Genomic DNA, 13870 nt, shown 5'->3' with positions numbered 1-13870 from the left:
GGTGCCAGCGCGTTTAGAAGGCGCTGACACCGGCCTCGACGACGAGCTGATCGACGCAGATGTTCATGGCCTCGCCGAGCTGCTTGAAGCTCTCCTTCCAGTCCTCTGTCCAGTAGGTCTTGTCGCTGCGGCGGAGCAGGTCGTTCCAGATGTTTTGCGCCTGCCAGAAGTTGACGTCGAAGGGCATATTGCGCAACGAGCTGGCGATGGCGACGGCGCTGTGAATGGCGCCTGCGGCAGAGACGTCGCCTGCGGCTTCGGCTTCGAGGCGAATCATGGCGCGCTTCATGCGTTGGCCGGCGGTATAGCCGAGCAGATGGGTATCGAGCTCGATCTGGTCGGTCTCGGCGCGATTGAGCAGGCGTTCGATCTCGACGGGGTCGTAGGCATCAGCCTCGATGGCGCGACGCAGGCTGGCGTTGACGGCGAAGCTGGAGGCAAGTGCCAGCGCGGGCGGCGCGGCGATGCCGGATTCGATGAGGAAGTGCAGCAGCGAGGCGTGGTCCTCGTAGATCTTGCGGAGGGAGTCCTCCATCTCCGAGAGGGTGCGGTTGAGGATGGTGTTGAGGATGCGGTGCTGCTCGTCGGCGAAGAGAGAGGTGAGCGAGTAGGACATGTTGCCGAAGAAGTGGTCGATGAGGCGGATGACCTCGGGAAGATTGGCGCGGCGCATGGCGTTGCCGATCTCGGCGGAGAAGTGGGTGAAGGCTTCGAGCTGCTCCGGCTCCTCGGGAACGTAGGGCTTGATGGCGGCGGAGAGGTTCTGATCGCCGAGATGGAGCACGGCGAAGCAGATGTTCTCGTTCTCTTCGGTGACGCGGGAGCGGACGCGGGCGCGGCCCAGGGCGACGCGGCCTCGACCGGAGTTGAAGATCTCGTGGCTGTCGCGATGGACGTCGAAGCAGAAGAGCGCGCCGTCTTCGGGATAGGAGCGGAAGATAGAGCTGATGGCGTAGTGGGCGCCGACCTCTTCGAGGCCGATGCGCATGTTGGTGACGTAGCGGCGGTAGACCTCGGCGCCGTTTTGCATCTCGGGGATGTTGCTCTTGGCTCGTTCGAGGATGCTGAGGAACTCGGCTTCGAGTGCTGCGCCCCGCTCGCCGAAGAGCTTGGCGGCGAGCTGGAGGACGCGGCCTGCGTAGGCGATGATCTGCACGGTCTCGATGCCGGAGACCTCGTCGAAGAACCAGCCGCAACTGGTGTACATGAGCTGGGTGTGGCGTTGCAGCTCCAATAGCTCAAGCGCGTCGATGCGTTCGGCCTCGCTGAGCTCGTGGGCTTGATGGGCTTCGAAGAAGTTGGCGGTGGAGGTGCGGGAGCGGTTGTTGATGAGATGGATGTAGGCGTCGCGGGCCGCCCAGAGATCGTTGAGCAGAGGCCGGGCAAACTCTTCGGAGAGGGGAGCGGTAGTATCGCGCAGGTAGTCGAGTGCTTCGCGCAGAGGAGCGCGCCACTCCTGGTTCCAGCCGGGTTTGCCGCCGTTGCATCCGCAGTTGGAGCGCCATCGCTCGACGCCGTGCTGACAGCTCCAGGAGGTGTCTTCGACGACTTCGGCCTCCCACTGTGGCGGAAACTTTTCGAGGAACTCGCCGTAGTTGGTCAGGCACGCCTGCCTTTCGTCCTCAATCCAGTGCATGGCATAGGAGAGCGCCATCTCGCCGTGCTTGTGGTGATGGCCGTAGCTTTCGCCGTCGGTGGCGACGTGCGAGAGCTGGGCGGTGTCGGGTACGCCTGCGGCGGGGGGACGGAACTCTTCGACCAGTCGCCGCCCGAAGGCCTCGCCGCTGTTGAGCAGACCTTCAAAGGCGATGGCGCGGGAGTTGGGGCCGTCGTAGAAGAAGACGGCGATGCTGCGGCCATCATTAAGAGGGATGGTGTAGGGATGGCGCGGATCGACCGTGGCGTCGGGTGTTCCCAGCCAGCCATCGTTATTGGCTGCATCGCCCTTGCGGCGGACACGGGCGCACTGGTGCGGCGCGAGGATGGTGAACTTGATGCCCTCTTGCGCCATCAGGTCGAGCACGCTGCGATTGACGGCGGTCTCGGCCAGCCACATGCCCTCGGGCTTGCGGCCGAAGCGCAGTTCGAAGTCGGCGATGCCCCAGCGAATCTGTGTGAGCGCGTCGAGCCGGTTGGCCAGCGGCATAATGATGTGGTTGTAGACCTGCGCGATAGCCGAGCCGTGGCCGCCGTAGCGCGATGCGCTAGCTTTATCGGCGTCGAGGATCATGCGATAGGTACGGGGCGCGCTGTCTTCGAGCCAGCTCAGCAGGGTGGGGCCGAAGTTGAAGCTCATCCGCGCATAGTTGTTCATGATGCGGATGATCTCGTCCTTTTTATTGGTGATGCGGGAGGCGCCGTTGGGCGCGTAACACTCGGAGGTAATGCGGTCGTTCCAGTCGTGATACGGAGCGGCGGAGTCCTGCACCTCGATGCTCTCAAGCCAGGGGTTCTCGCGTGGCGGCTGGTAGAAGTGCCCGTGAACACAGACGAAACGCTTGTCCCCATCGGTAGCCGGAGGCTGCTGCGAGACGCTCTTGGGGGAGGTTTTGGTCTTTGCCATAAATGCTTTGATGTCAACAAGGGTGCACGGTAACGTGGAAATCGCGAAATGCCCCGGACGTTACATGCAGGTTAATAATTTGCGTACGTAATCATTTGATGCTGAAAGAGCTTATGCGGATGGTGGGAGCTTACCCGCGGCAAGATCGCAGGCACGCCACATATACCAGCTCGCTACCGAGGACCATGGCTTCCATTTCTCTGCACGGCGGCGCATGACATCGGCTTTGGGAAGATCGGCGGGCGTGACCTTATCGGCGGGTTTGAGCTTGCCGAAGGTGAGGGCAAAGCCTTTGCGCACACCGTAGTCGTCGACAGGCAGAACGTCGGGGCGGCCAAGGCGGAAGATGAGCAGCATCTCGACCGTCCAGCGACCGATGCCGCGGACTTGAGTGAGATGTTCGATGATGGCTTCGTCGGACATGCGGCGGATGCGGACGAGAGTAGGCACGGTGCCGTCGACTGTCTTGGCTGCGAGATCGCGCAGGGCAAGGCTCTTGTTGTGCGAGAGTCCAGCTGCGCGAAGCTGCTCGTTGGGGCAATCAAGAAGTTGTTGGGCGCTGGGGTGATTCAGGCCGCTGATAGGCGCGAAGCTTTCGAGCAGGCGACGATGGATGGTCGCGGCGGCTTTGCCGTGCAGTTGCTGATAGACGATGCTCTCGACCAGCGCCTCAAAGGGCGATTGCGCGCTGGCGACGCGCAGGGTGAAGGGGCCGGCGCGCTCGATCAGGCGGCCGAGTTTGGGGTCGGCAGCGGCAAGTTCTTTCAAGGCAAGAGCAGAGTCATAGCGTGGAGGACGCGGACTATTAAGGGGACGCGGCATGAGTTGACGTTATCGCAGGTGGCGGCAGGATGTCTCTTGTTGTCTTGGAAATGCTCACGAATGTTTGTGTGGGGCTCGCGCTTCGGCTGAGAGGGTTTCATCCAGATTGCTTTGAAATTCGGACTTGTTTGGTTCGTATTTCGAAGGACAACATTGCTGCATCACGGAAGATGTTGTGGTTCGATTCGTGAATGCAATCGTGATGCACGAGATGTTGTGCATATGTAGGGCAGCAACGAGCATGTCGTATTTCGATAATCGGATTCACCTGTAAAAAAAATAGCGGGTGACGGCCCGAGTGGTTTCTAAGTGTGTTTTCGCGCTGCTATACTCGTGGCGCTAAAAAAAAGAGATTTTGTTGGGGCTCAATCCGTCGCGGACGTCCCAGCCGCCGACTCAGCAGAACTATCGGCAAAAGTTGTCAGCAGTGAAAAGGAACCGAAGATAACTTCTCGACCTTAAGTTAGGTAAAGGAAGCAGGAACGTACTCATGGCGCAAGTTTTTGACCGCAGTTCGAACGCGCTGGCTCGTTTGAGCCTGGTGTTGACGGGCATTATTGTCATCGCGCTCGGCGTCACGTTGAACGAGTTGCAACGCTCGCCGTGGGTGACGCGGCAGGGCCAGCGGCCGGACCAGCCGATTCCGTTCAGCCATAAGCACCACGTCGAGGGCCTCGGGCTGCAGTGCCAGTACTGCCATACGTCGGTGGAGAAGTCGAGCTACGCCGGAATTCCGCCGACCAAGACCTGCATTAACTGCCACTCGCAGATCTGGACCGATGCCGAGCTTCTGGAGCCTGTACGGCAGAGCTGGGCGACGGGAGCTTCGATTCAGTGGATCCGCGTGCATGATCTTCCTGACTACGTTTATTTCAACCATGAAGTTCACGTGAACAAGGGCATCGGCTGCGCCAGTTGTCACGGCCGCGTCGATGAGATGCCTTTGATGTATCAGCAGAACACGTTGCAGATGGAGTGGTGTCTGAACTGCCATCGCAACCCGGCCAGCAACCTGCGGCCGACCAGCGAGATTTACAACATGGCATGGGCGGGTCCGTCGAAGGACAAGCCGGTATGGTGCACCAGCACGGTGAAGGACGGCCCGACGTCGCAGGACGTAAGCTGCACGACGACCGATCCGAGCGGCAACGGCAATCCTGAGCTGGCGATGATGCAGCTGGAACCGACGCATCCGGCTGGGCTGTCAAGCCCGCAGACCGGGCCGAATATGCAGCCGCACATCGTCGATGGCGGCGAGGGCAAGACGGTGGGCAGTCCGCTGCCGCTGCAACTGGCGATGCCGGCGAGCTATCAGAAGTTCACCAGCCAGATGGAGCTGGGTAAATATCTGACCGCTCAATACCATATCCGCGAGCCGGAACAACTCTCGAGCTGCGAGACGTGCCACCGATGAAGACGACCCGCAACAAAACGACTGGTATCAAAACGGCAGGGATTGGAACAGAGCAGACGATGGCTGAGACAAAAGCACCTGTAGAAGCACAACCTGTAGTAGTCACCCAGATTGCGCCGGCAAAGCTGACGCTGGCGGAGGTTCGCGCCAAGCTGGACGGCAAGACCGGGCGGCGTTTCTGGAAGAACCTCGACGAACTGGCCGAGACTCCGGCGTTCCATGAGTTGATGGCGGAGGAGTTTCCTCGCCAGTCCGGCTCGACCGAGTGGGTCGATGCCGTCAGCCGCCGCGGGTTTCTCAAGGTCATGGGCGCGTCGCTGGCGCTGGCCGGAATGGCCGGTTGCACCAAGCAGCCTGATGAGCCGATCTTTCCCTATGTGAAGCAGCCCGAGGACCTGATCCTAGGCAAGCCGATGTACTTTGCCTCGGCGCACCCCTTCCCGACGGGCGCGATTCCGGTGCTGATCAAGTCCGATGCCTTCCGTCCTATCAAGGTCGATGGCAACCCGGAGCATCCGGTCTCGAAGGGCAAGTCGGACGCGTTTACGCAGGGCACGTTGCTCGATCTTTATGATCCGGACCGCTCGCAGCATGTTCTTAGCCGCGGTCAGAACTCCTCGTTCGGCAGCTTCCAGCAGGCGTTCGCCTCTGCGATCAAGAAGACCAATGGCGGCCAAGGTGTCTACTTTCTGAGCGAGACGATTACCTCGCCGACGCTGGCCGAGCAGTGGAAGCAGGTGCAGACGGCGTATCCGCAGGCAAAGCTGGTGCAGTGGGAGCCGGTGAACTCCGACTCATCGCGCGCGGCGTCGAAGGCGGCCTTCGGCAGCTACACCGATGCGCAGTACAAGCTTGAGAACGCAGACGTCATCCTGTCGCTCGATGCGGACTTCCTCGGCGGCATCGCATTTCCGGGCTTCCTGCCGATGGCGGCGGCCTACGCCGAGCGGCATCGCTACGAGGCGGGCAAGCAAATAAACCGCATGTACGTCGTCGAGACCATGCCGACGGTGACCGGGTTCAAGGCAGAGCACAGGCTGGCGCTCAAGCCCAGTGACGTCGTCGCGTTTGCGCAGGGTCTGGTGAAGGGCGCGGCTCCGCAGGGGCTCGACGCCGACCAGCAAAAGTTCTTCACCGCGTTACTCGATGATCTGCGCAAGAACAACGGCAAGGTTGTGGTCATTCCGGGCGAGCAAGCTCCGGCGGCGGTCCATGCGGCGGCCTATGCGTTGAACGCTTCGCTGGGCGCGGTGGGCAAGACGGTGGTCTATACCGAGACCGTCAATCCGATTCCTTCCGAGCAGGTGGCAGACCTCAAGGCTCTGGTCGCGGACATGAACGCGGGCAAGGTGCAGTGGCTGGTGATGCTGGGCGTCAACCCGGTCTACGCCGCGCCTGCCGATCTGAACTTCCTCGACGCCTTCAACAAAGTGCCGAACACGGTGCATCTCGGCAACCATGTGGATGAGACCGGAGCGATTTCGCTGTGGCACATCAACAAGGCGCACTATCTGGAGAGCTGGTCGGATGCGCGTGCCTATAACGGCACCATCTCGATCATTCAGCCGATGATTGCGCCGCTGTATGGCGGTAAGTCGGCGCATGATGTCTTCCAGTCGCTGCTGGCCAATCCTCAGCTTTCGGCCTACGACGTGGTTCTGGCCAATGCGAAGACCTACATCAAGGGCGACTTCGCGACGAGCTGGCGCAAGGCGCTGCACGATGGCTGGGTTGCAGATACGGCCTTTACGCCGAAGACGGGCGCTCCGGCGGGCAATGCGATGCCGTTCATCGCTCCGGCTGCGGCGAGCAGCGGTTACGAGATTGCGTTCCGGCCCGATCCTTCGCTCTATGACGGGCGCTATGCCAACGTCGGCTGGTTGCAGGAGCTTCCCAAACAGGTGACGAACCTGAGCTGGGACAATGCGGCGCTGATGAGTATGGGCACAATGGCCAATCTCAACGTCGAAGAGACCGACCTGATCGAGATTGAGCTGGACGGCCGCAAGGTGACGGCTCCGGTGCTGATGGCTCCGGGCCATCCCGATGGCGCGATCACGGTGCATCTTGGTTTTGGACGCCAAGCTGAGGCTGGTCGCGTGGGTGCGGGCGTCGGCTTTGATGCTTATAAGCTGCGTACGGCGGACGCTCCTTACTACCAGGGCGGCGGAACGGCGAAGAAGTCGGGCAGTGGCTACGATCTCTGCGTCACCAAGGTCCATAACATCGAGCATCGCGGCAGTTTCGCGCAGCACGACCTCGACAAGAAGCTCTTCGACACCAGCGGAACCTACTCGCTGGCCGGGCATGAGGCGATGGAGCGTTCGATCATTCGCTACGCCACGGTCGCCGAGGTGGAGAAGAACCCGAACTTTGCCCATGACGAGATGGGCAAGGACTCAAGCGGAACGCTGATCGGCAAGGTAGGCTACGCGCCTCAGGGCGACAAGCCGGGCCGCGACGAGACCTTCTTCCCGGATAACTGGCACTACGACAAGAAAGATCCCGCAACGCTGAAGGTGCAGAATGCCTGGGGCATGGCGGTCGACCTGAATAGCTGCATCGGCTGCAATGCCTGCATCGTAAGCTGCTACGCGGAAAATAACATTGCGGTGGTAGGTCGAGAGCAGGTCAAGATTGGCCGCAACATGCAATGGCTTCGCATCGATACGTACTTCGAGGGCGACCTGCACGCGCCCAAGGCGCACTTCCAGCCGATGGCCTGCCAGCACTGCGAAAATGCCGGTTGCGAACAGGTCTGCCCGGTGGGGGCGACGGTGCATACGCCCGAGGGCCTGAACACGATGGTCTACAACCGTTGCGTCGGCACCCGCTACTGCTCGAACAACTGCGCGTACAAGGTGCGCCGCTTCAACTTCCTGCTTTATTCGGACTACGACACCGAGAGCCTGAAGTTCATGCGCAATCCTGACGTCACCGTGCGTTCGCGCGGCGTCATGGAGAAGTGCAGCTACTGCATTCAGCGTATCGAAGCGGCCAAGATTCAGGCCGACATCGAGAACCGCCAGATCGCCGACGGCGACATCATCACGGCCTGCCAGCAGGCATGCCCGACCGATGCCATCGTCTTCGGCAATATCAACGACAAGACCAGCAAAGTAGCCAAGCGCAAGGCGGAAGAGCGCGATTACCAGGTGCTCGCAGACCTGAACTACCGTCCACGCACAACCTACACGGCTGGCGTCATTAACCCGAATCCGGAGCTTGCATAAGATGGCAACCAAAGGACCAATCTACGATCCGGCAGGGGACCCGGTCGTTGACCCGATGATCGACCCGCGTACCGGCGAGTACGCGGTCATCGCGCCGGGCCACAACTTCAAATCGGTCACGCAGAAGATCGCGGATATCGTGTTGACCTCGAACACGCCGCTGGGCTGGTTCTTCGGCCTGATGGTCGCGGGCGGTGTGGCGACCGGCGTTGTGATCGGCTGCACCTGGCTCTTCCTGAAGGGCGTCGGCATCTGGGGCGTCACCATTCCGGGTGCCTGGGGCTTCGCCATCATCAACTTCGTCTGGTGGATTGGTATCGGTCACGCCGGTACGCTGATCTCGGCGATTCTGCTGCTGTTCAAACAGACGTGGCGCAACTCGATCAACCGCTTCGCCGAAGCGATGACGATCTTCGCGGTCTGCTGCGCCGGTCTCTTCCCGCTGATCCACGTGGGTCGTCCGTGGCTGGCGTACTGGCTGTTCCCGTATCCCAACACGATGAACGTCTGGCCGCAGTTCCGCTCGCCGCTGGCGTGGGACGTCTTCGCGGTTTCGACCTACGCAACGATCTCCATCGTGTTCTGGTACGTCGGCATGATTCCCGACTTCGGGACGCTGCGCGATCGCGCGACTATGCCGCTTGCGAAATACTTCTATGGCATGTTGTCGCTGGGCTGGCGCGGTTCGACTCGCCACTGGATTCGTTACGAGTCGGCTTCACTGCTGCTGGCGGGCCTCTCGACACCGCTGGTGCTCTCGGTACACACGGTCATCAGCTTCGACTTCGCGGTCGCGGCCCTGGCCGGATGGCATACGACGATCTTCCCGCCCTACTTCGTCGCGGGCGCTATCTACTCCGGTTTCGCTATGGTCATCACGCTGGCGGTTCCGATCCGCAAGTTCTACCACCTTGAAGATCTGGTGACGCTGCGCCACCTCGATAACATGGCCAAGGTCATGCTCGGCACCGGCGGTATTGTGGCCTACGGCTATGGCATGGAGGTCTTCATGTCGTGGTACTCGGCCAGCCACTGGGAGTTCTTCATGATGTGGAACCGCATGTTCGGGCCGATGGGCTGGGCATACTGGATCCTCATCCTGACCAACATCGCCATTCCGCTGACGACGCTGTGGTCGCGCAAGCTGCGGGTGAACGTGACCTACCTGTTCATCCTGTCGTTTGTGGTGAACATCGGTATGTGGTTCGAGCGCTTCGTCATCGTTGTGACCAGCCTCTATCGCGAATATCTGCCGTCGAGCTGGGGAACTTACGTCGCGACGCGTTGGGACTACATCATCTTCATCGGAACGTGGGGAATGTTCACCTTCCTCTTCCTTGGATTTGTTCGCTTCCTACCGATGATTCCGATGTCCGAGATCCGGATGATGCTTCCGCAGACCAAGGTGCGGCGCGGCGGGGCCGATGCTGAGACCGTAGTGGAGGAGACACTCTAATGCCGCCCAGAGAAGGAATTTACGGTTTGCTCGCAGAGTTCAATACACCGAGCGAATTGGTGCATGCGACAGAACAGGCGCGCAAGGCAGGCTATCGCCGGATGGAGTGCTACACGCCCTATCCCGTCGAAGAAGCCGCGGTGGCGCTGCACTTCCACAAGACCCGCGTCCCTCTGGTCTGCCTGCTCGGCGGCCTGATGGGTGTGACGACGGCGTTCCTGATGGAGACCTGGATCGCGGTCTGGGCTTATCCACTCAATATCGCGGGACGCCCGCTGTTCTCGTGGCCAGCCTTCATCATTCCCGCGTACGAGTGGACGATTCTGTTCTCGGGCCTGTCGGCCGCGTTCGGCATGATCATGCTCAACGGGATGCCGCAGCTCTACCATCCTGTCTTCAATGCGCCCAATTTCCGCAACGGCGCGACGACGGACAAGTTCTTTCTATGCCTTGAGGCGATGGACCCGAAGTTCTCAGTTACTGAGACACGGGCCTTCCTCGAACAGTTCCCTGCGGTCTCCGTGGTGGAGGTGGACCATTAATACGAGAATCACAATTCCAGGGATTAATACCCGAATCACAAGCTTCCGAATCACGGCTCCCCGGCTGGCGCTCGCCGCTGCGTCCACGCTGCTGCTGTTTGCCGGCATCGGCTGCCGTCAGGACATGCACGACGAGCCGAAGTTCTTCCCTCAGCGGGGTACGGACTTTTACGCTGACGGTCGCTCGGTGCGTCCGCAGGTGGCCAACACCGTGGCTCGCAACCAGCTTCATGCTGACACTTACTTCTATACCGGCTTCGTGAACGGCAAGGAGGGCGACGGCCTTCCGTTCCCAGTCACGATGAAGGTGCTCGAGCGCGGACAGGAGCGCTACAACATCTACTGCACGCCATGCCACTCGCGCGTCGGCAATGGCAGGGGCATGATTGTCGACCGTGGCTATGCACACGCGGGCGACTATCACACAGCGCGTCTTGAGACTGCGCCGCTGGGACACTTCTTCAACGTTATTACCAATGGCTATGGAGCCATGCCGGACTACTCCGCGCAGATTGCTCCGGTCGACCGCTGGGCGATTGTGGCTTACATCAAGGCGTTGCAGTTGAGCCAGAAGGCGACCCAGGCCGATGTTCCCGCGGGAGCGCAGGTACAGCCGCTCTCGAGCATTGCAGAGAGCCAGGGCCTGCCCGCGAACTTTGCCCAGCAGTGGACGCTGCCGCCGACGGCGGTCAATGGCACGCCGGACGACCAGCCCTACGTTCTACCCACGACACCGCCCAATGCAGCATCCGGAGCGGGGGCGCCAGCGGCCTCCCGTCCCGCAACAGTAAAGACTCCGGCCGCCGCGCCTGCCGGAAAAACAGCAGCACAGCAGTAACCTCGGAAGCTTCCGAACGAAGGCTTGAAACGCATGTCATCTGGACACGAACATACCGGACACGAACATCACGGAGAAGCCGGCGGACACCACGGCCCGCGTCCGATTCCTGCATCGTTTGCCACGCCGGAGATTGTCACCGCGTGGCGGACCCGGCTGCTGATTGTCGCTGTGGTCGCTACGCTGGTCTCCGTGCTCTTCGCCTTCACGCATGAAGGCCGCAACCATCTGCTGCGCGCGTACCTGATGGGCTTCATGACCTGCTTCGGCTTTGCCGGCGGCGGTCTTGTGGTGCTGATGCTGCAGCATGTGACCGGCGGTAAGTGGGGGCTTCTGCTGCGCCGTCCGCTTGAAGCCATGAGCCGCACCATGTGGCTGGTTGCGCTGATGTTCGTTCCCATCGCCATCTTCATGAAGCACCTGTACCAGTGGGCGGCCTATCCCAACCCGGCTGCCGTGGCCACTGCGCTGCAGAATCACTGGGTCACGCTTGAACAGGCGATGACGATCAACGACAAGCACGCCATGCTGAACCCGGTCAGTGTGATTGTCCAGACCATCATCATCTTCGGCGTCCTGCTGACGCTGGTTTACTTCATCAATAAGTGGTCGCTGCAATGCGACGCAGACCCGATGCGCGGGACGCAGGCGAGCTTCGATCGCTGGCGGACCAAGTTCGAGAACCTCTGCGGCATCGGCATCTTCATCTATGTCGTCCTGCTCACGGTCGGTTCGATTGACTGGATCAAATCGCTCGACGTCACCTGGTACTCCTCGATCTACGGATTGCAGTTCCTCGTCGGTCAGGGCTATGCGGTGTTGGCGCTGGGTGTGCTGACGGTCATTCTGCTATCGAAGTTCGAGCCGCTGAAGACGCTGCTTCGCATGACCGAGCAGCACGACCTGGGCAAGCTGATGCTTGCTTTCGTGATGCTGAACATCTATCTGTGCTTTGCTGAGTTCCTCATCATCTGGTCCGGCAACATCCCCGACGAGATTCCCTGGTACCTGCATCGTATTTACGGCGGATGGTGGACGATCTGCTCGCTCGACTTTATCGCCCACTGGCTGATCCCCTTCTGCCTGCTGCTGTCGCGCGACCTGAAGCGGAACAAGCGCAAGATGGTGTGGCTGGCTTGCTGGATGATCTTCGCTCGTTGCATCGACATGTTCTGGCTGATCGAGCCGAACTTCGCCGACGCCGCTGGCAACCTGCACATCCACAACAATATTGGAATTTTGGCTTACATTACGGTGCCGGTCGCGGTGCTCGCAGTCTGGGGAGCGTATTACCTGACGGAGTTGAAGGCCCGCCCCATCATGAACCTGAACGATCCGCACCTGGAAGAGATGCTGGAGCCCGAACATGCCCACTAACGATCACGAACTGCACCAACCGGGAGAGCCGGACATCAAGGGACGCACCACTGAATCGCCCGGCTACGAGACGACCGACGTCAACGTCAATGGCGTTGTTGTCTTCCTTGCTGGACTCGGCGGATTCCTTATCGTCTTCTTCGTCTTCTGCTTTGTTATGGGTCGGGTCATCAACGGCGCTATTCAGAAGGCCGACGGGCCGACCACCAAGTGGAACCAGACGTCAGAGTTCGCCGGCGCTGCGCTCAACGGTGGCAAGCGGCAGGATTTGGTCAACGACCCAGAGCTGGAGCAGAAGCAGTTGCAGCAGTTGACGGCAACCTTCCCCACGCCGCGGCTCGATATCGACGATGGTGAGCAGTCCACCGCCGACCTCCACGCTCGCGAAGATCTGCTGTTGAACTACTACAGCACCTCTCCCGGCGAAGGCAGCAACATCCGCATCCCGATTACGCGGGCCATGGAGCTGATCGCCCAGCGCGGCCTTCCGGTCAATACATCGACCGCGGCGACAGAGCCATTGATGGCAGGCGATGAAAAGCCCGAGATTCTGGCGCCGCTGACCACCGGATTTGCCCGCACCGGCTATGAGCTTGACACCATTGAAGCTCGTGCCGAAAAGATGGCTTACAGCAAGGCTGAGAGCGAAACACACCCGGAGCAAGCGCACTAACCACAGCAGGAACAGGCATAGCATAGAGACAGAAGGATCGAAGACGAGATGATGAACAGGCGGACAATACGGGGCGGTTGGCAGGCAGCGGTTCTTGGCTGCATCCTGCTCGTATGTGCGCCGTTGTTCGCTCAGGTCTCCAGTTACGGCGACAAGCAGGAGGGGCAGAACGTCGGCGACGAGTTGCCGCAGGTGCTGCAAAAGGTCGGCATCGCCCAGCATCTCAATCAGCCGTTGCCGCTGGACGCGCAGTTTGTCGACGATACGGGCAAGACGGTCCGGCTGGGCGACTACTTCAGCAAAAAGCCTGCGGTTTTGTCGCTCGTCTATTACAACTGCCCGATGCTCTGCTCGGAAGAGCTGGACGGCTTGACCAGCGCGCTGATGATGGTGCATCTAACACCGGGTAAAGACTTCAACATCGTCGTGATCAGTATCGACCCGAGCGAGACTCCGCAGATCGCCGCGAAGAAGAAGGCACTCTACGTTAAGCGCTATGGCCGCCCTGAGACTGCTGCAGGATGGCACTTCCTGACCGGCGAGCGTCCTGCGATCGACGCTGTGAGCAAGGCGGTCGGCTTCGGTTATGTCCGCGTGCCCGGGCCTGACGGCAAGCTCACGCAGTTTGCCCATGCAAGCTCGATCCAGATTGTTACGACCAACGGCAAGCTCGCACAGTATTATCTCGGCGTCGAATATTCGCCCAAGGACATCCTCCTCGGGCTGATTGAGGCCTCTGGAAACAAGATTGGCTCGCCTGTCGCAAACATCCTGACCTACTGCTACCACTATGACCCGGAGCGGAATAAGCACTCGCTGATTGTCGCCCGCGTGGTGCAGTTGGGCGGTATGGTTACCGTGGCATGGCTGGGTGGCTTCATGTTTTTGATGTTTCGCAGAGATCTACGGCTTTCGCGCGACCACGACCTGACTAAGAAAGAGAATGGATAAA

Annotated in this window: 10 protein-coding genes; 8 read left to right on the top strand and 2 right to left on the bottom strand. The window is 60.4% G+C overall.

Going from position 1 to position 13870, the window contains the following annotated elements; all coding sequences use genetic code 11:
* Positions 1 to 13: 13 nt before the first annotated feature.
* Together IEW09_RS02145 and IEW09_RS02140 are read right to left on the bottom strand one after the other, a co-directional pair.
* Complete coding sequence (locus IEW09_RS02145) at positions 14 to 2563, bottom strand: DUF3536 domain-containing protein (RefSeq protein WP_188552500.1); 2550 nt, start codon at positions 2561 to 2563, stop codon at positions 14 to 16.
* A 111-nt stretch (positions 2564 to 2674) separates the two neighbouring features.
* Positions 2675 to 3385 (bottom strand): DNA-3-methyladenine glycosylase family protein, encoded by a 711-nt coding sequence (locus IEW09_RS02140; RefSeq protein ID WP_188552499.1) that lies wholly within the window; start codon positions 3383 to 3385, stop codon positions 2675 to 2677.
* A 490-nt stretch (positions 3386 to 3875) separates the two neighbouring features.
* Between IEW09_RS02140 and IEW09_RS02135 the strand changes: the two genes are divergently transcribed.
* The 8 genes from IEW09_RS02135 (at position 3876) to IEW09_RS02100 (ending at position 13869) form a co-directional block, all read left to right on the top strand.
* Positions 3876 to 4799, top strand: coding sequence for a cytochrome c3 family protein (locus IEW09_RS02135; RefSeq protein WP_188552498.1), 924 nt, complete (start codon positions 3876 to 3878; stop codon positions 4797 to 4799).
* Positions 4800 to 4858: 59 nt separating this feature from the next.
* A complete protein-coding gene (locus IEW09_RS02130) occupies positions 4859 to 8032 on the top strand; it encodes a TAT-variant-translocated molybdopterin oxidoreductase (protein ID WP_229739024.1) in 3174 nt (1057 codons plus the stop codon).
* 1 nt (position 8033) lies between these two features.
* The gene (nrfD, locus tag IEW09_RS02125) at positions 8034 to 9488 is read left to right on the top strand and encodes an NrfD/PsrC family molybdoenzyme membrane anchor subunit (protein ID WP_188552496.1); all 1455 of its coding nucleotides are present in this window, start codon (positions 8034 to 8036) and stop codon (positions 9486 to 9488) included.
* Positions 9488 to 10030, top strand: a complete 543-nt coding sequence (locus IEW09_RS02120; RefSeq protein WP_188552495.1) for a DUF3341 domain-containing protein — start codon at positions 9488 to 9490, stop codon at positions 10028 to 10030. The genes nrfD and IEW09_RS02120 overlap by 1 nt, the downstream gene beginning before the upstream one ends.
* Before the next feature lie 124 nt (positions 10031 to 10154).
* A complete protein-coding gene (locus tag IEW09_RS02115) occupies positions 10155 to 10868 on the top strand; it encodes a c-type cytochrome (RefSeq protein WP_188552494.1) in 714 nt (237 codons plus the stop codon).
* Positions 10869 to 10901: 33 nt separating this feature from the next.
* On the top strand, positions 10902 to 12245 hold the full coding sequence (locus tag IEW09_RS02110) for a hypothetical protein (protein ID WP_188552493.1): 1344 nt from the start codon (positions 10902 to 10904) through the stop codon (positions 12243 to 12245).
* Positions 12235 to 12918, top strand: coding sequence for a hypothetical protein (locus IEW09_RS02105; protein WP_188552492.1), 684 nt, complete (start codon positions 12235 to 12237; stop codon positions 12916 to 12918). The genes IEW09_RS02110 and IEW09_RS02105 overlap by 11 nt, the downstream gene beginning before the upstream one ends.
* Before the next feature lie 48 nt (positions 12919 to 12966).
* Complete coding sequence (locus IEW09_RS02100; protein ID WP_229739023.1) at positions 12967 to 13869, top strand: SCO family protein; 903 nt, start codon at positions 12967 to 12969, stop codon at positions 13867 to 13869.
* Position 13870 lies beyond the last annotated feature (1 nt).

It is taken from the genome of Edaphobacter dinghuensis, from assembly GCF_014640335.1.
GTDB lineage: Bacteria > Acidobacteriota > Terriglobia > Terriglobales > Acidobacteriaceae > Edaphobacter > Edaphobacter dinghuensis.
This window is presented reverse-complemented; position numbering and strand designations above follow the sequence as displayed.